This is a genomic window from Chromobacterium sp. Ag138, assembly GCF_055181315.1.
Map to the genome: position 1 here is coordinate 4427306 of NZ_JBUPWA010000001.1, position 22526 is coordinate 4449831.

The window sequence follows — 22526 nt, forward strand, 5'->3', positions numbered from 1 at the left end:
GTCTAATTGTTCTTTGTTTTTGCAAATTTCTCTAGAAAATCATTCCCAATATCTTTTATATCTTCGTCTTCGTTTTTAGATGCGAGAGATGCAAGCTCAAAGGCTTTGTTTGTGTCAAATTCATAGTACAGACTAATCATGGAAGCATACTCTTCGTAAGTGCCATCTTTTAAAATTTTGTCGATATAGGGGTGAATATTTTTTCTAAGCCAATTATTATCTATTGATAATATTATCTGTTGTGCTTCTGCTGTGAATCCATTTACATAGCTTGCGCATGCAATTAATTCCTCTAGGAAGGTTATCTTAATCTCTTCTGGAAGGTTTGTAATTATGTTTAAAGCGAGTGATGTTTCGTTTGAGTTGCCTAATAGAGATTTTTTAATAATGGGGATGTAATTTTTAATCTCTTTTGTAATGGCTGTTCTGCTTTTAATGAATTCATGATGCTTTTCTAGTAGATTATCCCAAGTAACCATTTTTATGTCTTTTTCCATTTATCTCTTTCCTGCTTTTTGCCAAGGTAAGTTGTTGAATTTTTGAATAAACTCACTGCCCTGCATTTTCTTCAAAGGGCAAATTGTATGATGTGTCTCCGCATGGGTTCCACCTACATCCTTTCCGTCGGCGATTACGCCAAGCCCATCAGGTAGCTCAGTACCTGCTGGTAGCTTGTAGTAAGTACCAGTAATTGGTGCCTTTGCGGGGTTGCTAAAGGTAGATGCCCCCTCTTCATATGTTGCGTGCACATTACCTGCTACATCAGTATTCAAGTCACTCTTTTGACCAGGTTTTGTATTGACTCCTGATACCCGTGGCTCTCTAGGCTTTGTTGCATTGCCAAATGCGTAAAGATCGCAGGTGGTTTTGGTCAATCCAAGCGGATCTATCCAATGGATAGGGTTACTTGCATATGCAAATATATTAGTTCCACCAACTAGTCTGATAGGATCCTTTGAGATAAACCGGCCGATCTCCGGATCATAGTAGCGATGACGGTTGTAGTGCAGCCCGGACTCTTCGTCATGATACTGCCCCTGGAAACGGAAGGGGTTGCGGATCCCGGCTTTTGAGGCGGCATCGGCGATGACTTCGCGCGCCTGGCCCCAAGCCTGGTAGTCCATTTCCAGCACGAGCGAACCATGCTCGTCGGTCAGCGCTTGCGGGGTGCCGAGATGGTCGGTGTGGTAGTAGTACACCGCCTTCGGCTCTTGTGGCTCCGGACCAGCCTGGCGCAGCGGGTCCTTGTCCGGGTCGTAGGGGTTGTGCTGGCTCCAGGCCGGCACTTTGACGCCGCGAATGGCGTTGGTATGCACCTGGGCCAGCGGCACGAAGCTGTCCGGCTCGAACAGGTAGTGCACCGCTTCTTCGTCGCGGGTTTCGAAGGCCAGCACGTCGCCGTCCCAGCCGTACAGCGTGGCCTGGCCCTGGCTGATCTTGGCGATGCGGCGGCCCAGCGGGTCGTAGTGGTAGTCGGTGCGCTGGCCGTCCGGGGCGATGAGGCGGGAGAGGCGGTTGTGGCTGTCCCATTCCAGCTTGGTGAGGCTGCCGTTGACGCGCTTCTCCACCAGATTGCCGCGGCTGTCGTAGCGATAGTGGCGACCGGCGTACTGGCTGAGCAGGTTGCCCATCAGGCTGTCGTCCTGATGGCCGTCGGCGGCCGGGGGGGTGTCCAGCAGGTTGCCGGCGGGGTCGAAGCGGAAGCTTTCCACGCCCTTGGGGGTGGCGGCCTCCAGCAGGCGGCTGACCGGATCATAGCGGTAACTCAGCTGGCCGCTGCGATTGTCGGCGATGCCGATCAGTTGGCCGGCGGCGTCGTACTGGTACTGTCGGCTCCACTGCGTGGCGCCCATCAGCCGCTGGCTGGACAGGCGGCCGGCCTTGTCGTAGGCCAGGGTCTGTTGCAGCGCATTGCCCAGCACGCGCTGGGTTTCGCGGTGCAGCTTGTCGCGCTCCAGGTTGAAGATGTCGCGTTGGCCGAACCGCAGGCCGTGGACGTGGCCGCTGCCGTAGTTGAGCACGTCCACGCGGTGTCCATCCGGCCGGACGGTGGCGATGCGGTTGCCCAGCTTGTCGTGCTCGTGCGGCTTGAGATGGATAGCTCTAACAGCTATAGGCTAAAGATAGACTTTATCTTATTTTTCCTTGTGGACGATTAATAGGTTGATATTTGAGCGAAGATTTTTCAATTGATTATAATGTTCCTTTTATCCAGTTTTCTAATTTTGCCATTTTTAGTTTTTGTGATGCTTCTATTAGGCTTTGTTTTTCCTCTGGTGAGATTTTTTTGATGTAGTTGGATAGAATCTGTAAGCAATAAATTGCTACATCCTCACCATTGATGTTTATAATGGCTTGGTATAGTGGGCTTGTTTCTAATGGTGTGGTTGAGGTGGTTGCGCCATGAACGATGAGCTTTTGCAATTTGTCAGTGTTGCCGAACTTTGCCGCGATGCTAAGTGGGCTGAACCCATCATTATCTTTTATGTTTAGTTTCTTGGAGTTCTTGAAGAAGTTTAATATTTTGTCAAAGCATATGTCTGAGAATCCTGCCGTGGCTGCGTGTAGTAAAGTCCACCCATTGATGTCTTTTTTTTCAAGTAGCAGTGGATGGTTTTTTATTAAATATTCAAGTGTACTCTCGCCATCGGCAACAATAAAAAGAACGGGGGTGCCATCAATTTCTTGATTAGCTTCAATGAGCGGGATGACTTTTTTTATTTTAACATCACTCCCGTTTGCTAGCTCTTCATCAGCTTCAAATATGTTTATAAAGTCTTCGCCATTCATTTTCGGTTGCTTTCTAAAGGAATAAATTTTTGGCCTGGAGGTACAGGGATATCTGCATTAGAGTAGCGCTCGGCTTTGTCTAGAATCGGTTTTGCTCTGATCTTTAAGCATTCGCAAGTGCAGCCGTTGTCAGAAAAGTCTTTTAGGGAATTTTTTAGTCCACGTTGAATGTCGCGAATTTCTTTGTAGTGGCCGCCAGGTTTTGTTATGCCATGGGCGTGAGTGTGGCCTCCTTTGGAGTCTTCAATTGGGTCATACTTAACTAGTTCGTGCTCATACAGTTTATTTTTTACTTCGATTTTTGCAAGTTTTTCGTAACAGATAGCTTTTTTATTTGTTAGGCCAAGAGCATCAACCCACTCTATGGGATTGGGAGCGTAGACATGAGTGTTCAACCCACCCATCAACCCAATCGGATCGCGCGAAATAAACCGCCCTATCTCCGGATCATAGTAGCGATGACGGTTGTAGTGCAGCCCGGACTCTTCGTCATGATACTGCCCCTGGAAACGGAAGGGGTTGCGGATCCCGGCTTTTGAGGCGGCATCGGCGATGACTTCGCGCGCCTGGCCCCAAGCCTGGTAGTCCATTTCCAGCACGAGCGAACCATGCTCGTCGGTCAGCGCTTGCGGGGTGCCGAGATGGTCGGTGTGGTAGTAGTACACCGCCTTCGGCTCTTGTGGCTCCGGACCAGCCTGGCGCAGCGGGTCCTTGTCCGGGTCGTAGGGGTTGTGCTGGCTCCAGGCCGGCACTTTGACGCCGCGAATGGCGTTGGTATGCACCTGGGCCAGCGGCACGAAGCTGTCCGGCTCGAACAGGTAGTGCACCGCTTCCTCGTCGCGGGTTTCGAAGGCCAGCACGTCGCCGTCCCAGCCGTACAGCGTGGCCTGGCCCTGGCTGATCTTGGCGATGCGGCGGCCCAGCGGGTCGTAATGGTAGTCGGTGCGCTGGCCGTCCGGCGTGGTGAGGCGGGACAAGCGGTTGTGGCTGTCCCATTCCAGCTGGGTTAGGCTGCCGTTGACGCGCTTCTCCACCAGATTGCCGCGGCTGTCGTAGCGGTAGTGGCGGCCGGCGTACTGGCTGAGCAGGTTGCCGAGCAGGCTGTCGCTCTGATGGCCGTCGGCGGCTGGGGCGTTGTCCAGCAGGTTGCCGGCGGGGTCGAAGCGGAAGCTTTCCACGCCCTTGGGGGTGGCGGCCTCCAGCAGGCGGCCGACCGGATCATAGCGGTAACTCAGCTGGCCGCTGCGATTGTCGGCGATGCCGACGAGTTGGCCGGCGGCGTCGTACTGGTACTGTCGGCTCCACTGCGTGGCACCCATCAGCCGCTGGCTGGACAGGCGGCCGGCCTTGTCGTAGGCCAGGGTCTGCTGCAGCGCATTGCCCAGCACGCGCTGGGTTTCGCGGTGCAGCTTGTCGCGCTCCAGGTTGAAGATGTCGCGCTGGCCGAACAGCAGGCCATGCACGTGGCCGCTGCCGTAATTGAGCACGTCCACGCGGTGGCCGTCCGGGCGGACGGTGGCGATGCGGTTGCCCAGGTTGTCGTACTCATGCTGCCAGCGGTAGGTTTCCTTGATGCCGGCGACGTGGTAGCCGTGGTGCTCCTCGACGACGTTGCCGACTGGGTCGTACACCCAGCGCAGGCTGGCATAGCGGTTCTTGGCCTGGAACAGGCGGCCGGCCGGGTCGTAGCCGAAGCTTTCCTTGCTGTTCGGCGCGCTGCGCTCGATCAGGCGGCCGGCGCGGTCGTAGCGGTAATCGGTGGAGACGTTGCCTTCCACCTGCTGTGCCAGGCGGCCGGCGTTGTCGTAGACATAGCGGGTGGTGCTGCCGTCGAAGCCGGTTTCGGCCGTCAGGCGGCCGCCGTCGTCGTAGTCGAAGCGGTAGTAGCGGTGGTTCTCGTTGCGCAGCGCGGTGAGGCGGCCCAGCTTGTCGTACTGGTAGCCCAGGCTGTGGCCGTTGGCGTCGGTGCGCTTTTGCAGCCGGCCGGCCTTGTCGTATTCGTAGTGGGCGCCGCGGCCCAGCGGGTCGGTGATTTTCAACAGGCGGGATTCGGCGTCATGCTCCAGCTGGGTGGCCTGGCCGTCCGGCTGGACGATGGCCTGCAGCGTGCCGTTGGCGGCGTACTGATAGCGTGTGGCATTGCCCATCGCGTCGACGATCAGCAGCGGGCGGCCGCGTTCGTCATACTGCCACTGGGTGGCGCTGCCGGAGCAGTCGGTATAGCTCTCCAGCAGGCCGTCCGGACGATAGGCGATCTTCTTGGCGCCGCCCTTGGCATCGGTGATGGCCACCGGCAGGCCCTGCTCGTTGTACGCGTATTTGGTCTTGTGGCCGAGCGGGTCGGTTTCCTCTATCAGCTGGCCCTTGTCGTCGTAGGCGCGCAGCCATTTCTCGCCCATCGGGTCGATGATCTCGACCAGATTGTCCTGCTCGTCGTAGGTAAAGTGTACTTCGCTACCGTCGGCGCGCTCGTGCCAGATCAAATTACCGTTATTGTCGTATTCAAAACTATCTTGCGAGCCATTGGGGTGGATATGACTGATCAGTCGTTTCCGAGAGTCATAGTTGAACCACTCTTCGTTATAGTCTGGGTAAACGATGCGGTAGTTGTAGCCTTTTTCGTCGAAGTAATACTCGGTGGTGCGGCCATAGGCATCAGTGACGTAAGTCAGGTCGATGTTTTTATCCCAGGCCAGCCGCACATCCAGACTGCCGTCGTCGGCGTACTCGCGGATGGCGCGGGCGTCCAGATGCGTACCATCCCACTCCAGCGTGATGCCGCGGCCGGTACGGTCGGTGTAGCGGGTGATCAGGTGGTGTTGGTATTGATAGCTCCAGCTTTGTCCGTTCTCGTCGGTAGCCGACAGCAGGTCGCCGGCGTCGCCGCCCATTTGAGGGATGTCGCTGTAACGATATTCGGCCAGCGTGCGTTGCGGCAGGCCGGTTTCCAGATTCTGCAGGGTGACGCGGGTGATGCGGCCAATGGCGTCATGGCTCAGATCCACCACGTAGCCGGCGCTGCTGACCAGCTGGCTGAGGTGGCCATTGCGGAAGTTCATCGCGATACTGTTGCCAGCGCGGTCCTTGATTAGCGCCAGGCGGAAGCTGTCGCCGTGGCGCTCGTACAACTGGATCAGGTCGTGGCCGAAAGTTTGTGACAACAGATTGTCTGATAGACGAATCAAGGTGAAGCCTTCGATTTCGTCTTTCAGGGGTTCTCCTTCCGGTAGTAGTGGATACTCCAGTGTGCGGCCAGTGTGGTCATGCAGTTTAAGTACTTTATCTTCGATATCAATACGCACAGTGTAGGTTGTAGACCAACGAGCGCCAAGCATACCAGTCTGATCATGGCCATCAAAGTTGGAACGATATTGCCGAGTCCAAATAATGGGGAGAGTACCCGGCAGGGAGAAGTCTGTATGAAGTAAGGATTCCTCGCCTAATGCATAGCCGATGTTTTTCCCTGAGGTAGCACAACTACAAGGCGGGGAAGGTTTTAATTCCCCCTTAAAATGACTAGTTGCTTCAGTTTTTCTCTGCGGAGTGCCCTTTCTCGCTTTGTTAACTTTTTTTGTTGTCACAGCAGCTACTTTTATAAATTTTTTAGCAAGCTGTCGTGCAAGGTTTCTTAAAAGAGGGCCTAGGTGAGTAGCATAAAGGCCGACCAGAGTAGTAGATAGCTGGCTAGCCCAACTTCTGAAGAGTGCTGCCAGTTTGAGAAGTAATGCTTGAATGGGTTTGGCTCTGCTTAATACATTATCCACTGTTTGAGCAGCAGCAATTGTTACACCTGCTTTAGCCTCGTTGGAAAGATTTTGTGCAGCATGTTTTACCTCGTCCATTGCCGCAGCAATAGTGCTCCACATCCCTCCTTTGTTAGTTTTATTTAGATCATAGGGTATGGGTTCGTAAGCAACATTTTTTTTTACATATTGTTCAAAACGCCCACTGCCTGCATGCTCGATAAAATCGGCAAACTGAAGTATGTATATACTTCCTTTGTTGCCACATTCCTTCAGACATGCTTCCAATTTTCCATCAACCTCAGTTGCCCACTGGTCAGGCATAGTGCGATACCGCTCGGGTACGATATTGGCAACTTGTTGCAATAACCCTGCTTTAAATTCAGCTTTTGCGAAATCTCCTCCAATACGTCGGACTTCTGTTGCCGTGAGCTTGATAATAGGACGTGCTCCAGCTTTGAAAAGATTTCCTGCGGGTATGATGCCAACCAGATCGATTCCTAAGCTCATCCAGTCAAAGACATCAATGCCTTCTTTGGTATCATTTTTCTCTGCCATGTTTAAAATGTCAGCTAATACATCCCCTGCAGAAATAAGATTTCCAACGATTGGGACGGAAGCTGCAATGGAATGTAGGCTATCCAAAGTGAGATAGCCGTTGCTAATGCTGCGCAGCCATTGATCAAAAGTTTTTCCAGATTGCTCAAGGACTTTCATCGCTGTTTTGGCATCAGCGGCTATCATGGCAACAGGCATGGCTTTGGAGGGGGCGGCAGTGGTAGCAGAGCTCATAATTCCAATAACTTTATCTGAATTTTATTAGGGTTGATTATGATTGGTTTTAGCCGATTTTAATATTTCTGGCTTTTTGTAGGATGTTTTTCGCTTGACTAGCCAGACCTTTAACTTCATCTATAGTTTTTTTTGCTTTGCCAAAATTTTGCATTAGCTGACTGGCTGGAGGTTGAGGTATGAGGCTGGATAATTGGTTCATGGCCTGTTGTTTTACAGCAGTTCCCATTTTTTGTAGTTCGGCTTCTGGTTCTGCGATAAATGGGAATTCATCAGATTTACCTTTGCTTGGTCGACCTAAGAACTGTACTGCTGCTGGGCCCACCGGCAAGCCGTGCACCATCGCCTTGCCGGCCTCATCCAGCACGCCGCTATGTTTGACGCCCAGCGCGTCGGTGACGACGAACTTGCCCTGGTTCATCGAGTAGCCGTTGGCGAACTCGTGGACCACTTGCAGATTGCCGGTGCCGGGCTTGGCGAATGCCGGAGTGGGGGTGCTGAGGCTGGCCGGGCCGCTCAAGCTATGGCTGGCGCCCTTGACGCTGACTTCGCTGGGACAGTGGATTTCGATATTGCCGCCGGCGATGCGGATGTAGCCGCCGCCGCTGGTGAGCAGCACTTCCTGGCTGGCGGCGATCTGCACTTTGCCCTTGGCGGAGGTAATGGTCAGCTCCTTATCCGCCGTCAGCTCCATCGCGTCGCTCTGCGCCTGCACCTGCACCTTGCCCTTCGCCGCGATCAGCTTCAGCGCCACCTTGTCCTTCACCCCCGCCACGAACAGGCTGATGTGCTGGCCGACGTTGTGCAGCCAGCGCCGTCCTGTCGCGTGGTTGGCGTCGCGCTGGGCGACCAGATTCAGGTTCTGGCCAGCGCTGAGGGTTTGGCTTTGCTCGGTCAGGGAGGCGATGCCGGCCGGGCCGGACAGCACCAGCAGCGGCTGTTGGCCGGCTTGCTCTTTCGCCGTTTTGCCGTCCTTGTCGGTATTCGATCCGGCTTCCCAGGCTTTCAGCGCGTCGACGTGGTGCTGCAGGTGGCCGTTTGTCTTCTTGCCGGCCTTGGCGTTGTCCGGGCCGATCTCGTCGGGGCCGGTTTCCATGCTGTCGGCCAACTGGCCGGTGGCGGTTTCGGCCAGCGCTTGCGAGAGGCTCAGCGCAGCGTCGAGCTGGCTCTGCGCGTGTTCGCGCGCCAGCTGTTTGCCGGATGCGCCGTTCTGCGCCTCGGTGGTGAGCAGCAGGCCGTGGGCGGCGCGGATGGCGCCGTGGTGGTCGGTGCGCAGTTCGAAGCCGTCGCCGCGCGGCTGGGCCTTGCCGTTGCTGCGCGGGTGGGCGAGGTAGCCCTGGTTGAGCTGGGTCTTGCCCGGTTCGCTGGATAGCTTGGCGCGCACTTCGCCGGGGGTGTCGTCGAACAGCAGCTCGTTGTAGCCGCCGCCCTGGTGTTCTTTGCTCTTGATGCCGGACAGGGTCTTGTTGGCGGGGAGCGAACCGGCGCCGCTGAAGTCGGGCGTCGGGTGGCTGCCGTTGTACAGCACGCCGGTGATCACCGGCCGGTCGATGTCGCCTTCGATGAAGTCGACCAGCACTTCCTGGCCGAGGCGCGGGATGAACTGGTGGCCCCAGCCGGCGCCAGCCGACGGCATGGCGACCCGCAGCCAGCAGGAGGATTTGTCGTCGAGGCCGGCGCCGATGGTCGGGTGCTCGTCCGGCCGCTGCCAGTGGAACTGCACCTTGATGCGGCCCTGGGCGTCGGTGTGGACTTCCTCGCCGGCGGGGCCGACCACGGTGGCGGTCTGCACGCCCAGGCTGGTGGGCTTGGCCGAGGCGGTGCCGGCGTAGGCCGGGGTCAGCGGGATGCCGCGGCGCTGCGCCTGGATGCGGGTGGTAAACGGGGCGTCGGCTTTGTCGCCCGTCGGCAGGATGGACTGCAGATCGGTCGGCAGGTTGTTGCGCACCTGGAAGCTTTGGCCGGTGACGACGAATTCGCGCTGCTCGTGGCTGTCGGCCTCGTGCGCCGGGTGGTCGTCCAGGCGGAACCACTGGCCGGCGGTCAGGCCGCGGATGGAGCCGCCGCCTTCGAAGGTCTTGGCCTGCAGGTCGTGCGCCTGCTGCCGCAGCCGGGCGTAGTGCGACAGCTGCTCGGCATCGCCGGCGTAATACAGGCCCTGCGGATCGTAGTCCTGCAGGCTGGATTGCAGCGCCTGGCCGCCCTGGCCCTGGTCGATCTGGCTGCTGTCGCCGGTGTGCTGGGTGGACACCGGCTGGTAGTCGAAGGTGGCCAGCGCTACGTTGCCGGGCACGATCTGGCGGCTGGCGTTCCAGTCGGTGAGGCCGTCCTCTTCTTCGGTGGCGTCGCTGCGGTGGAAGCGGACGCGCTCCACCTCGGCCGGCGGCAGGCTGTAGGCGTCGTCGAACACCGCCAGCTTGACCTGCGGGCTGTCGCCGTCGACATGCTCGAAGCGCCAGGCGTAGCCCTCTTCATGCAGCAGGCGGACGATGAAATCGAAATCGCTCTCGCGGTACTGCAGGCAGTAGCTGCGCGGCTGCGCCGGGCCGACCTTGAACTCGATAGTCTGGGCGCGGGCGAACACCGGGTTGGCCGCCTGGTGCTCCCGGACGATCTGCTGGACGATGTCCGGCACGCTCAGGTCCTGGAACACGCGCGAGGTGCGGCGGTGGCGCAACAGCGCGATCGGCGGCTCGATGGTCAGGCCGTACTGGGCGAAGCCGCCGTCGGAACCCATCAGCCGGGCCTGGCTGACTACGCCGCAGCGGAGGGTTTCCCGGCCCTGGGCGTCGGCGATGCCGATGCGGGCGGACTGGCCGAGCAGGGTCTTGAGTTCGATGGCGCCGTCGGGGGAGAGGCAGGTAACGGCATAGCGATAGGCCTTGGACACGCCCTCTTCGCCATCCAGGCTTTGCGGCAGCAGCTGCTCGGCGGCGACGGATCCGCTGCCCAGCTCCAGGGTGAGCAGGCGCTGGTCCTGGGTGAAGGCGGAGGCGAAGGAGGAAAGCAGGCTGTCAAGGTCCATCGATTGTCCAAAACGAAAGCGCCCTTGAAGCAGGGCTTGAAAGTGAGAAAACCGAAAAGAACCAGTATTTTATGTGGGAGGCATCGCGTCAACAAGGCGAACATTCTGCTTCATTAGCGTACCTGAACTAAAGGACAGGTATGACTGGGCATCGGGGAGGGAGGCAAGGGGTGGCGCGATGGCAGGTGAAATGCTGATCAGGCGAAGGTTTCGACATTATGGGCGCAATCGTCGAGGAGAATCCACATTTTCCGTTTAGCGCGTCGCGGACAAGGGACAGCGCCTGGGTGTCGGTGGCGTACAGGCGCGGCGTTGCTGGAGCGCGCTGGTGGCGGGCAGGGAGGATATCGAACAGCGCTTCCAGCCCTACGGCGGGGACATCGTCGGCCGGCGGTGGCTGATCGCGCCGGATGCAGGCCTTGCTGGCGCCGCATCCTGAAGAAACACGCTAGTTATTAGTACTAAATGAGATTTTTTCATCAGAGTCTAATCTGAAAGCCGATTCCGTCGGCGGAGGGTGAGGCCATGAAAGACCCAAAGTACTATGGCATTTGGCCGTGTGTACTGATACTTGATGCCTTCGGTCTAGGCATTGTCTATCAATTGGCATCCGGCGAGTTTTCTCAGCTCTACCTAAGTGGTTATGTCACGTTGTTGTTGCTGACTAGTAGTCTTGCGGCTGCGCCGCTGGTCCGTTTTCTGGTCACCGGTTGGGGGGCCCGTTACGAGGAGTTTCGCAACCGGCTTAACAATGGTGCGCTGGTCTTCTACTTGCGCCAGTTTTGGCAACCGCGGATGGATAAGGAACCGTGGCTGAAAGACTGGCCGCCGCCGAATTCGTCCGAAGTGGATGCGGCAGCGGAGCGTTTGTTCGAGCAGATCTATCGAGAGCACTATGGCCGTTCGGTGTTCATCACTCCGTTGATTCTGCTGCAGGTCGCTATTGTTTTCATGACTACTTTGTTTGTGTTCGCAGAAATGTGCAAGTTGGCTTTGCCGGTTAACAATCTGATCATTGCGGCGTCTATCGCTGGTGCCTATTTATTTGTAGTTAGCGATATGGTGACGGCGGTACGGCGGCGCAGCTTGAACGTAGCGGATGTTTACTGGTATGCGCTGCGTATGACGTTGGCTATTCCAATCGGTGCGGCGGTGAGCGCGGCCTCCGGTGGAGATGAGAGCTCGGTTTCTGTTCCGCAGACGATGGCCGCCTTTGCCATCGGCGCTTTTCCAATGGATGTGTTGATGAAACTGCTGCGGCGTCTGGTGTCGCGCAGCTTCGGTGTTAGCGAGCAGGATCAAAACAGCGACCAGCTGATCAAGCTGGAAGGCGTGACCGCCGACATCGCCGCCGGAATGGCGGCCGAGGGCGTCAATTCCATCGAGCAGTTGCTCGGCACCGATCCGGTGCTGCTGTCCATCCGAACCGGCTTTCCGTTCAAGTTCATTCTGCGTTTGAGCAGCCAGGCCATCGTCTGGCGCTATTTCAGCGACCACGGCGCCAGCCTGGCCAGATTGGGTTTGGCCGACGTGGGAGCGATTTTCAACCTGAACGAGAAGCTGGAACTGAAGGAGGACGACCCGCACCGTGAACAAGCTGACAAAGCGGTGGCCAACGCGGCGGCCTGCTTGCAGGCCGGCGAAGGTGCGGCGCCGGACGAGGCGACCGTGCGCTTCTTGTTCAGTGAAATCTGCAATCAGCCCTACACCCGTTTTCTGCTCTCCACGCTGAAGCAGAAGAGCGGCTACCGCCGCCCGCGGCAGGTGAACCCCAAGCCGCCGGAGGCGCCGACCCAGGCCGTGTGAACCCGGTTGGCATGGCGCGATGGTTGGCGCAATATGTAACTTGGGCCGGACTCGAACGGAGTCCGGCTTTGTTTTCTAGGGGAAACCATGTCCGATATCCGTTTTCGACGCATTCCGGCGGGGGAGAAATGATGAGCCTGGCCGCCGACATCGTCATCGCCCTGGTGGCGCTGCTGCACCTCTATTTTTTGATCCTGGAAATGTTTTTGTGGGACAAGCCGCTGGGGATGAAGACCTTCCGCCTGACGCCGGAGCGGGCGCGCGACACCAAGACGCTGGCCGCCAACCAAGGCCTATACAACGGCTTCCTCGCCGCCGGCCTGGCCTGGGGGCTGTGGCAGGGCGCGTTTGGATTCCAGATCAAGCTGTTTTTCCTGGGTTGCGTGCTGGCGGCGGGGATATTCGGCGCGCTGACTGTCAATCGACGCATCTTGTTTGTGCAGGGGCTGCCGGCGGCGCTGGGCATCGCGCTGCTGTGGCTGGCTTGAGCGGGGAGCGCGGATGGTTGCGGAAATGAGTATCCTGGGCCGGTTTCCAGGCAGAAGGCTCAAGCCGGCGCGCATCGTGTCCGCGCTCCGCGGCGATGCCTCGCGGTGGCGGGTGCCGCTGGAGGAGATCGCCGCCGTTCGCCTGATGCGGGGCGGCGTCTGTTCGGCTTGTTCCCGCTAGGACGGTGGCTGGTGGTGGCGTCCCGCGGCGGCGCATTCCATGCCCAGTCCGGCCTGGCGTTCAAGAATGACGGCCTTGAGCGCTTGGCGGCGCGCATCTGCCAATGCATTCCTTGATTTCGCAGGGTCAGTTCGTGCGCTCCAGCTCCTGCAAGAAGCGCTCCAGCACCAGGTTGGCGCGCCGTCCCTTGCGCACTGCCAGCGCCAGCGGCGCGTCGTAGAAACAGGCGCTCGGCAGCAGCGGCCGCATTTGGCCTTGGGCCACCCAGCCGGCAGCGAAGTGATCGGGCAGGTAGCCGATGTAGCGGCCGCTGAGGATCAAAAACGCGATGCCTTCGCGGTCGGACGCGGTGGCGATGGGCTTGAGCCGTTGTTGCAGCGCCTGGGCCTGCGGCGGCAGGCGGTAGCCGGGCGCGACCGCGTCGGCGGCGGCGAGGTCGGTCTCGGCCAGGCTGTCGTCCGGCTGGCTGAACAGCGGATGCTCGCGGCTGCAGTAGAGCTGGGAGCGCTCGTCGTACAGCGGCAGGTAGTCCAGCCCGGACAAGGGCTGGATCAGCGGCACCACGCCGGCGTGCAGCTGGCCGTCCATCAGCCCGGTTTCGATGTCGTTGGGCGTCATCATTCCGATATTGATGCGCACCTCCGGCCCTTGTTTGGCCAGCGCGCGCAGCGCCTGGGTGATGCGCATCTTGGGCAATGTGACCAGGTTGTTGATGATGCCGATGTTCAGCTCGCCGCGCAGCTGGCGATGCAGCAGGTTCACCTCGCTGCGGAAGTCTTCCAGCGCAGCCAGCAGCGTCTGGCTGGCGCGCAGCACCTCGCGCCCTTCGTCCGTCAGCGCGAAACCGGCGCGGCCGCGCTGGCACAGGCGGATGCCGAGGCGCTTTTCCAGATCGCCCATCTGCAGGCTGATGGCGGAGCGGCTGATGCCCAGCACGCCCTCTGCGGCGGAAAAGCCGCCGCACTCGGCAACCGCGCGGAATAGCCGCAGCAGCCGGATATCAAAATCGCTGACCTGGCCCAGCGCCGGTTTGCGGTTCATAGTTTGATATTTCTTAATCTGAACGTAAGAAAGATAGCATTTAACTCACGCAATGTCCGGCGCATGCTTTAGCTATATTCCCGTCTGCGAGGCTTGTGATGAACCACCCGCTCACCACCCGTTCCGAATTCGACCAACTGAACCTGCGCGCGCACTGGATGCCGTTCAGCGCCAACCGCAATTTCCAGCGCGATCCACGGCTGATCGTCGCCGGCGAGGGCAATTACCTGGTCGATGACCAAGGCCGCCGCATCTTCGACAGCCTGTCCGGACTGTGGTGCTGCGGCGCCGGCCACAGCCGCAAGGAGATCGCCGAGGCGGCCTATCGCCAGCTGTCGACGCTGGATTATTCGCCGGGCTTCCAGTTTGGCCACCCGCTGTCGTTCCGGCTGGCCGAGCGGGTGGCGGCGATGGCGCCGGGCGAGCTGAACCACGTGTTCTTCACCAACTCCGGCTCTGAATGCGCGGACACCGCGGTGAAGATGGCGCGCGCCTACTGGCGGCTGAAGGGCCAGGCGTCCAAGACCAAATTGATCGGCCGGGCGCGCGGCTACCACGGCGTCAACATCGCCGGCACCAGCCTGGGCGGCATGAATGGCAACCGCAAATTGTTCGGCCCGCTGATGGACGCGGACCATTTGCCGCACACCTTGCTGCCGGCCAACGCTTTCAGCCGCGGCCTGCCGGCGCACGGCGCGGAGCTGGCCGACGACCTGCTGCGGCTGATCGAGCTGCACGACGCGTCCAATATCGCCGCGGTGATCGTGGAGCCGATGGCCGGCTCGGCCGGCGTGATCGTGCCGCCGCAGGGCTATCTGCAGCGCCTGCGGGAGATCTGCACGCAGCACGGCATCCTGCTGATCTTCGACGAGGTGATCACCGGTTTCGGCCGCACCGGCTCGCTGTTCGGCGCCGACCACTTCGGCGTGACGCCGGACATCATGAATCTGGCCAAGCAGCTGACCAATGGCGCGGTGCCGATGGGCGCGGTGGTGGCGACGTCCGAGATCTACGACGCCTTCATGGCGCAGGCGACGCCGGAGTACGCAGTGGAATTCGCTCATGGTTATACCTATTCGGCGCATCCGGTGGCCTGCGCGGCGGCGCTGGCGGCGCTGGATGTGCTGGAGAACGAAAACCTGGTGGCGAAGGCCGCCGAGCTGGCGCCGCATTTCGAGCGCGGCATCCACGGCCTGAAGGGCCTGCCGCATGTGGTCGATATCCGCAACTGCGGGCTGGCCGGCGCGGTGCAGATCGCGCCGCGCGGCGGCGACGCCATCGTGCGGCCGTACGAGGCGGCGATGGCGCTGTGGCGCAAGGGCTTCTACGTCCGTTATGGCGGCGACGCGCTGCAGTTCGGCCCGCCGTTCACCGCCACGCCGCAGGAGCTGGATCGCCTATTCGATGCCGTCGGCGAGACGCTGGCCAAGCTGGCCTGAAACGATTGTCACCAATAAAACGAGATCCCGAAATGACGACTTTGCAGCATCTGATCTATGGCGAGGCCTGCGACGGCGGCAGCCGCCGCGCGCCGGTTTTCAATCCGTCCACCGGCGAGGCCATCGCCGAAGTGCAGTTGGCCGACGCCGCCATCGTGGCGCAGGCGGTGGCCGCCGCGCAGGCGGCGTTTCCGGCCTGGCGCGACACGCCGCCGGCCAAGCGCGCGCAAGTGTTGTTCCGTTTCAAGCAGCTGTTGGAGCAGCATGAGGCCGAGATCGTGCCGCTGATCAGCCGCGAGCACGGCAAGACGCTGGAAGACGCCGCCGGCGAGCTGAAGCGCGGCATTGAAAACGTCGAATACGCCTGCGCCGCGCCGGAGCTGCTGAAGGGCGAGTACAGCCGCAACGTCGGCCCGGCCATCGACGCCTGGAGCGATTTCCAGCCGCTGGGCGTGGTGGCTGGCATCACGCCGTTCAACTTCCCGGCGATGGTGCCGCTGTGGATGTATCCGCTGGCCATCGCCTGCGGCAACACCTTCATCCTCAAGCCGTCGGAGCGCGATCCCAGCTCCACGCTGCTGATCGCCCGCCTGCTGCACGAGGCCGGCTTGCCCCGTGGCGTGCTCAACGTGGTGCACGGCGACAAGGAGGCGGTGGACGCGCTGCTGGCCGCGCCGGAGGTCAAGGCCGTCAGCTTCGTCGGCTCCACGCCGATCGCCGAATACATCTACGCCGAGGGCAGCCGCCGCGGCAAGCGAGTGCAGGCGCTGGGCGGGGCCAAGAACCACGCGGTGGTGCTGCCGGACGCCGATCTCGACAACACCGTCAACGCGCTGATGGGCGCGGCTTACGGTTCTTGCGGCGAGCGCTGCATGGCGATCTCGGTCGCTGTCTGCGTCGGCGATCAGGCGGCCGACGCGCTGATCGCCAAACTCACGCCTCAGATCCAGGCCTTGAAAGTGGGGCCGGGCACTTCGCCGGGCCTGGACATGGGGCTGCTGGTGACGCGCGCGCACCTGGACAAGGTCAGCGGCTACATCGCCGATGGCGTGGCGGCCGGCGCGGAACTGGTGGTCGACGGCCGCGGCATCAGGGTGCCGGGCCACGAGGGCGGCTTCTTCCTGGGCGGCTGCCTGTTCGACCGTGTGACGCCTGACATGCGCGTCTACCAGGAAGAAATCTTCGGCCCGGTGCTGTGCGTGGTCCGCGTGAACAGCCTGGAGGAGGCGATCGCGCTGATCAACGCGCACGAATACGGCAATGGCACCTGCATCTTCACCCGCGACGGCGAGGCGGCGCGGCTGTTCGCCGACACGGTGGAGGTGGGCATGGTGGGCATCAACGTCCCGCTGCCGGTGCCGGTGGCCTACCACAGCTTCGGCGGCTGGAAGCGGTCGCTGTTCGGCGACCTGCATGCCTACGGACCGGACGGCGTGCGCTTCTACACCCGGCGCAAGGCGGTGACCCAGCGCTGGCCGCAGCGCGCCAGCCACGAGGCGTCGCAGTTCGCTTTCCCCAGCCTGTAAATATCAGCCGTGACAGTCGGGCCGCTCGCAAGGGCGGCCCGTTTCGCTGGCATAATGGCAATGTCCTGATCCTGTTTCCCCGCCATGAAACCATCCGCTTCTGCCATCGTCGTTTCTTCTCCTTGGTTCATCCGCCGTCAGAGCGCGGCCGATATCGGCGCGAATTGGCTGGATGGTTTCCAGCGCCGGCAGGAGGTGACGCGGGTGTATCGCGGCGCGCCGGGCGACAGGCGCATCGCGGCCGAGCCCTTCATCGACGACTGGTCGCCGGACGAGAGGCGGGCGCTGTGCCGCGAGCTGGCCGCGATGGCGGACGCGGGGCGGGTATGGGCGGCGATGGAAGGCGAAAGCCTGGCCGGCTTCGCCGCCATCTCGCCGGATCCGCTGGGGCCGGATGGCGAATATCGGCAATTGAAGGAGCTGCAGGTGGACGCCCGCTGGCGCGGCCGCGGCCTGGGGCGCGAGCTGATGCGGGAGTGCGTCGCCGGCGGCAGGGCCATGGGCGCGCGCCGGCTGTATGTCTCCTCCCATTCGGCCATCGAGACGGTGTCGTTCTACGAACGCTGCGGTTGCGTGCCGGCGCGCTGGCTGCATGGCCCCCAGGTCGAACTGGAGCCATTCGACTGGCAGATGGAGTTCGATCTGGCGCGCCAGTGAAATGTCATTGTGCTATCTTGCTTAGGCCAGCTTTCCCGCCGACAAGGAGCCAGCCATGCCCAATACGATACGCCTGCACCGCGTGCTGAGCGCGCCGCCGGAGCGCGTCTACCGCGCTTTTCTCGATCCGTTGGCCCTGGCCAAGTGGCTGCCGCCGGAAGGGTTCGTCTGCAAGGTGCTGGAGCATGATGCGCGCGTCGGCGGCAGCTATCAGATGGAATTCGTCGCGTTCTCCAGCGGCCAGAAACATGCATTCGGGGGCCGTTACCTGGAGCTGGTTCCGGGCGAGCGCATCCGCTACACCGACCGCTTCGACGACGCCAACCTGCCCGGCGAAATGACCACCGCCATCACATTGGCGCCGCTGTCCTGCGGTAGCGATCTCGTCATCGTGCAAGACGGGATTCCGGACGCGATCCCGCCGGAAAACTGCTATCTGGGCTGGCAGCAGTCGCTGAAGCAGCTGGCGGCGCTGGTGGAGCCCGAGATACCGGGCTAGATCGGCGGGATTCAAAAAGCCGGGCGCATGCCCGGCTTGGCTTTTGCGCAGAGCGTCAGCTCAGTTGGACAGCGCCCACGGATCGCCGGCGGTGGGCAGATTGCCCTGGGTCCACCATTTGGCGCAGTACTTCTTGCCTTGGTACAGCGCGCAGTCCTTGGCGGAATAGGCGGCGGTTGCCGACCATTGCTGCAAGCCGCCGCCCTGCTGCTGCCATACCGAAGCCTGGCCGGGCACATCGCCCTGGGTCCACCACTGGGCTTTCCAGGTGGCGCCGGAGTAGGTGACGGTATTGCCGGTGTTGTAGACCTGGCCCGACGACCATGGCTGGCCGTTGACCGGCCCGCCGCCATTGCCGTTGTCGCCGCCGCCGTAATTGGGGTCCTGGGTGACGCCGCTGCCCCAGTGGTCCTTGAAGCCCTTGAACACATTGCTGAAGGCGTAAGGCGTTTGCACGATGCCGGAGCATTGTGCGTCGACGTAATGGCCGTTATTCGGGCAAGACTTGTCGCGGCTGATCGACCACATCGACAGCAGCCCGAAGCGATTGCTGTTGGCCATGCCGTACAGGTCCTTGGCGTTGTCCACGGTGAAGGTTTCCGGCTGGGTGTCGTTCAGGCCCGCCATGGGTGTGACGCCCACCTTTTGCCACAGCTGGGCGTCGGTCAGCGTCTGGCCATGGGCCTTGTAGGCGGCATCGATCTGGCCGTACAGCGCCTGGGCGGCCTGCTTGGCGGCCGCGCCCATGTTCGGATTGGACTGGCCGTAGTCCATCGCCATGATGTTGACGGCGTCCAGCGCCACGCCGTTGGCGAGCGCGGACGCGAGCACGCGCTGGCCATCCTGGGTCAGGCCGAAGGGCATGGCCGGCAGGGTCAGCGATACATGCAGTGTCTTGCCCTTGGCCTTGTAGTTCTTCTGCAGCGTGGCCACCACCGCGAAGTTGCGGTTGTTGGCGGCGGTATCGGTTTGCGCGCCGCCTTCGATGTCGAAATCGATGCGCGACAGATTGTAAGTGTCCAGCACGGTCTGGTAGGCGGCCTGCAGGCTGGCGTTGGTGGTGCAGGCCTGTTGCAGCGGTGTGCCGTTGGCGCCGCCGAAGGACACCATCACTTCGCCGCCTTTGCCGCGGAAATTATTGATGCCGTTGCGGATGGCGCTCAGTTGCTGGTCGGAACCGCTGCCCGGGATGGCCAGCACGCCGCCCCAGGAAGGCGCGCAGCCTCCCTTGGCGACGACGAAGGCGAGGGTGAGTTGCTGGATGCCCTGATTGACGCCCAGTTTGTCGATTTGGGGCGTCGGCCACAAGGTCATGTCCACATAGGGCGCGAAGACGCCGGCCTGGGCGGCTGGACTGGCGATACCGGCCGCGGCGGCGGCTAGAGCGGAGAGGGCGGCAAACCTTTTCATCATGAGCGGACTCCCGGGCTGCGCAGCATTCTGATGCTTTGAATGGCTGAACATATTAAATAGTTTATAAAAACGCCAACATTTGTCAGCGATTTCTAAATATACCCAGGTGGAGTAAAAACTCAATAGAAAATGGTCGCTCGCTTTTGACTTTGCGCAAAGGTATGGAATGGATTCCGCCAGCGGATGAATGCGCCAGGCGGGCCGCCGGGCCGCGGCGGCCTGGACGGCTTCAGTCCAACGGCCAGGGCATCGATTTCGGCAGCGGCGCGTCGGTTTCCGGCTCGTTGGGCGCGGGCGGCGCCGCCACGCTGTCCACTTCGCGCCACCAGGGATGGGCGCGCTCGGCGTGGGCCGGCTCTACCGCTTGACCCAGCCGCGGCATCATCAGCCGGACATTCTCTTTTTCGCCGCTGGCCAGCAGGGACTCGGCCGGCGCGTCCCAGGCGTGCATCGCCAGGTTGAAGGTGCCCCAATGCACTGGCAGGAAGGCGCCGCCGCCCAGCAGGTCCAGCGCTTTGAGCGCATTGTCCGGCCCCAGGTGGATGTCGCCCCAGGCGGGATGATGGGCGCCGACTTCCAGCATCACCAGATCGAACGGACCCATGCGCTCGCGGATTTCGGCGAATTGCCCAGACAGGCCGGTGTCGCCGCTGAAGAACACGGAATGCCGGTCGCTGCGGATGGACAGCGACGACCACAGCGTGGCGTTGCGGTCTTTCAGGCCGCGCCCGGAAAAGTGTTGGGAAGGCGTGGCGGTGACGGTCAGCTCGGAGTCCGGATGGCGATAGCTTTCCCACCAGTCCAGCTCGGTGATGCGTTCCGGCCGCACGCCGAAGGCTTCCAGGTGGGCGCCCACTCCCAGCGCGGTGACGAAGGGGACGTCGGTCTTGGCCAGCTCGCGGATGGTGGGGTAATCGAGGTGGTCGTAGTGATCATGCGATACCAGCACCAGATCCAGCGGCGGCAGCTGCTTCAGCTTGATCGGCACCGGCTGGAAGCGCTTGGGCCCGGCCAGCCGGGTGGGAGAGGCGCGGGGACCCCAGACCGGATCGGTCAGCAGGCGCAAGCCGTCGATTTCGATCAGCACGGTGGAGTGTCCGAGCCAGGTGGCGCGCAGGCCGGACTGGGCTGGCTTGCGCCAGGCATCCAGCGGGTTGTCGGCCGGAAGCGGCGCGGAGGGCGTCCTGCGTTCACCGCCGCACAGGAAGTCGCGCAAGGACGGCATGGTTGCCGATGGGGCGCGCAGGGCGGGATCGATCGGGTAGACGTTGCGGAAACCGCTGCCGGACCAAAGCGGCGACGCCTGCATTTTTTCCAGTCTGGGGCCGGACGCTTTCTTACCGAGAGACTTCATCGAGCTGCCTTCCTGATTGTTGCCGGCGCGGACGGTGCCGGCGGACGGTCCATATGGATGGTGGCCGGCCAGGTTTCCGGCGCGCCGCTTTCCGGCGGCGGGTCCTGACAAGATGGGCGCTGAGCGTCGGGATTCAAGGCGTCAAGCCTCCTTGCCACCCCATGCGGGCCCGCCTAGGATTAACTGTCCGCCAAGTGATAATCATTCTGTCCGACCGGGACAAGACGCGGGCAGTCCAATAGCAGGCAAGGATAAGATGTGGGAACGCTGGAAGACATTTTGCTGCAATTGAGCCGGAGCGAGGGGCTGCCTGATTCGGCGGTGCTGGACATGGTGGCGGTGCAGAAAAGCCTGCATCCCCGCGCCAGCCTGCTGTACTGGGCGGTGGTCGATTACGGCTTGCCGTCGACGGAAAGCCGGCTGTTCGTGTTCGACACGCTGGAGGCCAGCGTGCAGCGTTTCCTGGTCGCGCATGGCCGCGGGCGGGATCCGCACGCCAACCTGCTGAGGGCCGGGGCCTTCTCCAATGAGCTGGATTCGGATTTATCCTGCCTGGGCGTGTGCCGCGCCTCCGACACCTATTTCGGCAGCCAGGGCTTGTCGCTATGGCTGGACGGCCTGGAGCGAAGCAATTCCAATATGCGGCGGCGCAATCTGGTGATGCACGGCTCTCCCCACGTCACTCCGCAATATGCGGCCGAGCACGGTGTTCTGTGGCGCTCCGACGGCAGTCTGGCGGTGGAGCCGCAATACAGCGTCGGCTTGATCAACATGCTGCAGGGCGGTTCCTACATCAACTGCATTCTCAGCCGGCGCTGAGCCGGCGCCGGGCCGCGCGAGCGGCCCGGCGTTTCAGCGGATTATGCCTTCAGCCGCCGGAAGGGCGCGGCGTTCAGCATTGAACCTGCAGGTGGAAGGCGTGGTCGTTGGCCGTCCCGTTGGTATCGGCTGTCCGCACGAAAATGCCGTTTGGATTGCCGCTGCGCAGGGTCACACTGATGAAACCCAGCGCGGGGAAGGTCGGCGAGGGATCGCCCAGGGTCGCGGTATACACGCATTTTGAGACGTCGCTCGGGAAAATCACCTCGAAGTAGCCGTAATTGCCGCCGAAGTTGTTGGAGCTGGCGCCGGCGGGGCCGACAGCCAGCGTGCCATCGGCGTTGACGATCACGCTGTAGGTCTTGGTGATGACGGTTGCGACTGCCGCGGTCGCGGCGGCCCGCGCGGCCCGGGAGGGGGGCTGGCTGGCCGCCAGCGCCGTGGAGGTCAAAAGGCCGGCGGCCATGACGGCCGACGCGAGCAGCGTGTAGCGAGAAATGCGACGAGTATTCATGACTTTGCTCCTGAGTAGGTGTCGGATACATCAAGTTGTAATGGTTTGGGCAAGCCCGCTTCTGGCGCGGGCCATGACGATGGCGCTCGACGCGCAGGGATGCGACGGTGAGGGAATGGCAGGGCCATCAAACTGATGCGGGGCCGCAAGCGGCGGTCCGGAAACGCGGAGGCGGCGAAACGCGCGTCGGTCAGGAGCGCGGTGCCGGATTGGTATCAAGAAGAAAAGTATTTTATGTGAATATTTTGATTGATACGGATAGAATAGCCGTCAATATAGAAGCCGAATTGGCGATTGCATCTGTTCTTAAGGACAGTTTTTTGAGTTGGCGCGGGCATGCTCGCACGTAAAACATCTAAGAGCCGCTCACAAAACCCCGCGGAGAACCTGAGCCAAGGCGCGCCGACGCAGGCCGTAGCCGCCGTACGACAAGGAGGCG

General features: G+C 61.0%; 17 protein-coding genes and 1 pseudogene. 8 read left to right on the plus strand and 10 right to left on the minus strand.

Annotation, left to right across the window (positions count from 1 at the left end; genetic code table 11):
• Positions 1-2: 2 nt before the first annotated feature.
• The 6 genes and pseudogenes from ACY3GB_RS20690 to ACY3GB_RS20715 form a co-directional block, all read right to left on the minus strand.
• Positions 3-497 carry a hypothetical protein gene (locus tag ACY3GB_RS20690; RefSeq protein WP_463090382.1) on the minus strand — a complete coding sequence of 165 codons (495 nt, stop codon included), beginning with the start codon at positions 495-497 and terminating at the stop codon, positions 3-5.
• Positions 498-2027, minus strand: a complete 1530-nt coding sequence (locus ACY3GB_RS20695) for an RHS repeat-associated core domain-containing protein (RefSeq protein WP_463090383.1) — start codon at positions 2025-2027, stop codon at positions 498-500. It abuts the gene before it with no gap.
• A 166-nt stretch (positions 2028-2193) separates the two neighbouring features.
• Positions 2194-2790: a hypothetical protein gene (locus ACY3GB_RS20700; protein WP_463090384.1), complete on the minus strand. Its 597-nt coding sequence runs from the start codon at positions 2788-2790 to the stop codon at positions 2194-2196.
• Positions 2787-5951: an RHS repeat-associated core domain-containing protein gene (locus ACY3GB_RS20705; protein WP_463090969.1), complete on the minus strand. Its 3165-nt coding sequence runs from the start codon at positions 5949-5951 to the stop codon at positions 2787-2789. Before ACY3GB_RS20705 ends, ACY3GB_RS20700 begins: the two co-directional genes overlap by 4 nt.
• Before the next feature lie 87 nt (positions 5952-6038).
• Positions 6039-7325: pseudogene (locus tag ACY3GB_RS20710) on the minus strand (DUF6531 domain-containing protein); the annotation flags it as partial.
• A 49-nt stretch (positions 7326-7374) separates the two neighbouring features.
• Positions 7375-10350, minus strand: a complete 2976-nt coding sequence (locus ACY3GB_RS20715; protein WP_463090385.1) for a type VI secretion system Vgr family protein — start codon at positions 10348-10350, stop codon at positions 7375-7377.
• A gap of 525 nt (positions 10351-10875) precedes the next feature.
• Between ACY3GB_RS20715 and ACY3GB_RS20720 the strand changes: the two genes are divergently transcribed.
• Positions 10876-12156, plus strand: coding sequence for a hypothetical protein (locus ACY3GB_RS20720; RefSeq protein ID WP_463090386.1), 1281 nt, complete (start codon positions 10876-10878; stop codon positions 12154-12156).
• Between the two features lie 128 nt (positions 12157-12284).
• Positions 12285-12644: a DUF1304 domain-containing protein gene (locus tag ACY3GB_RS20725; RefSeq protein ID WP_463090387.1), complete on the plus strand. Its 360-nt coding sequence runs from the start codon at positions 12285-12287 to the stop codon at positions 12642-12644.
• Positions 12645-12951: 307 nt separating this feature from the next.
• Here the strand turns inward: ACY3GB_RS20725 and ACY3GB_RS20730 are convergent, their stop codons facing one another.
• Positions 12952-13866 carry a LysR family transcriptional regulator gene (locus ACY3GB_RS20730; RefSeq protein ID WP_463090388.1) on the minus strand — a complete coding sequence of 305 codons (915 nt, stop codon included), beginning with the start codon at positions 13864-13866 and terminating at the stop codon, positions 12952-12954.
• Positions 13867-13964: 98 nt separating this feature from the next.
• On the opposite strand from ACY3GB_RS20730, the gene aptA reads away from it, so the two are divergent.
• From aptA to ACY3GB_RS20750, 4 genes are all read left to right on the plus strand, one after another.
• Entirely contained in the window at positions 13965-15305 is a 1341-nt protein-coding gene (gene aptA / locus ACY3GB_RS20735; RefSeq protein WP_463090389.1) for an omega-aminotransferase AptA, read from the plus strand.
• Positions 15306-15337: 32 nt separating this feature from the next.
• Positions 15338-16831 (plus strand): CoA-acylating methylmalonate-semialdehyde dehydrogenase, encoded by a 1494-nt coding sequence (locus ACY3GB_RS20740; protein ID WP_463090390.1) that lies wholly within the window; start codon positions 15338-15340, stop codon positions 16829-16831.
• Positions 16832-16915: 84 nt separating this feature from the next.
• A complete protein-coding gene (locus ACY3GB_RS20745; protein ID WP_463090391.1) occupies positions 16916-17488 on the plus strand; it encodes a GNAT family N-acetyltransferase in 573 nt (190 codons plus the stop codon).
• 55 nt (positions 17489-17543) lie between these two features.
• The gene (locus ACY3GB_RS20750) at positions 17544-17987 is read left to right on the plus strand and encodes an SRPBCC family protein (RefSeq protein ID WP_463090392.1); all 444 of its coding nucleotides are present in this window, start codon (positions 17544-17546) and stop codon (positions 17985-17987) included.
• 60 nt (positions 17988-18047) lie between these two features.
• On the opposite strand, the gene ACY3GB_RS20755 is transcribed toward ACY3GB_RS20750, so the two are convergent.
• Complete coding sequence (locus ACY3GB_RS20755) at positions 18048-19400, minus strand: chitinase (RefSeq protein ID WP_463090393.1); 1353 nt, start codon at positions 19398-19400, stop codon at positions 18048-18050.
• Between the two features lie 229 nt (positions 19401-19629).
• Positions 19630-20754 carry an MBL fold metallo-hydrolase gene (locus ACY3GB_RS20760; protein ID WP_463090394.1) on the minus strand — a complete coding sequence of 375 codons (1125 nt, stop codon included), beginning with the start codon at positions 20752-20754 and terminating at the stop codon, positions 19630-19632.
• A 258-nt stretch (positions 20755-21012) separates the two neighbouring features.
• On the opposite strand from ACY3GB_RS20760, the gene ACY3GB_RS20765 reads away from it, so the two are divergent.
• Positions 21013-21573, plus strand: a complete 561-nt coding sequence (locus ACY3GB_RS20765; RefSeq protein WP_463090395.1) for a murein L,D-transpeptidase catalytic domain-containing protein — start codon at positions 21013-21015, stop codon at positions 21571-21573.
• 73 nt (positions 21574-21646) lie between these two features.
• On the opposite strand, the gene ACY3GB_RS20770 is transcribed toward ACY3GB_RS20765, so the two are convergent.
• Positions 21647-22087: a hypothetical protein gene (locus ACY3GB_RS20770; protein WP_463090396.1), complete on the minus strand. Its 441-nt coding sequence runs from the start codon at positions 22085-22087 to the stop codon at positions 21647-21649.
• Between the two features lie 107 nt (positions 22088-22194).
• Between ACY3GB_RS20770 and ACY3GB_RS20775 the strand changes: the two genes are divergently transcribed.
• The gene (locus ACY3GB_RS20775; protein WP_463090397.1) at positions 22195-22437 is read left to right on the plus strand and encodes a hypothetical protein; all 243 of its coding nucleotides are present in this window, start codon (positions 22195-22197) and stop codon (positions 22435-22437) included.
• Positions 22438-22526: the final 89 nt, after the last annotated feature.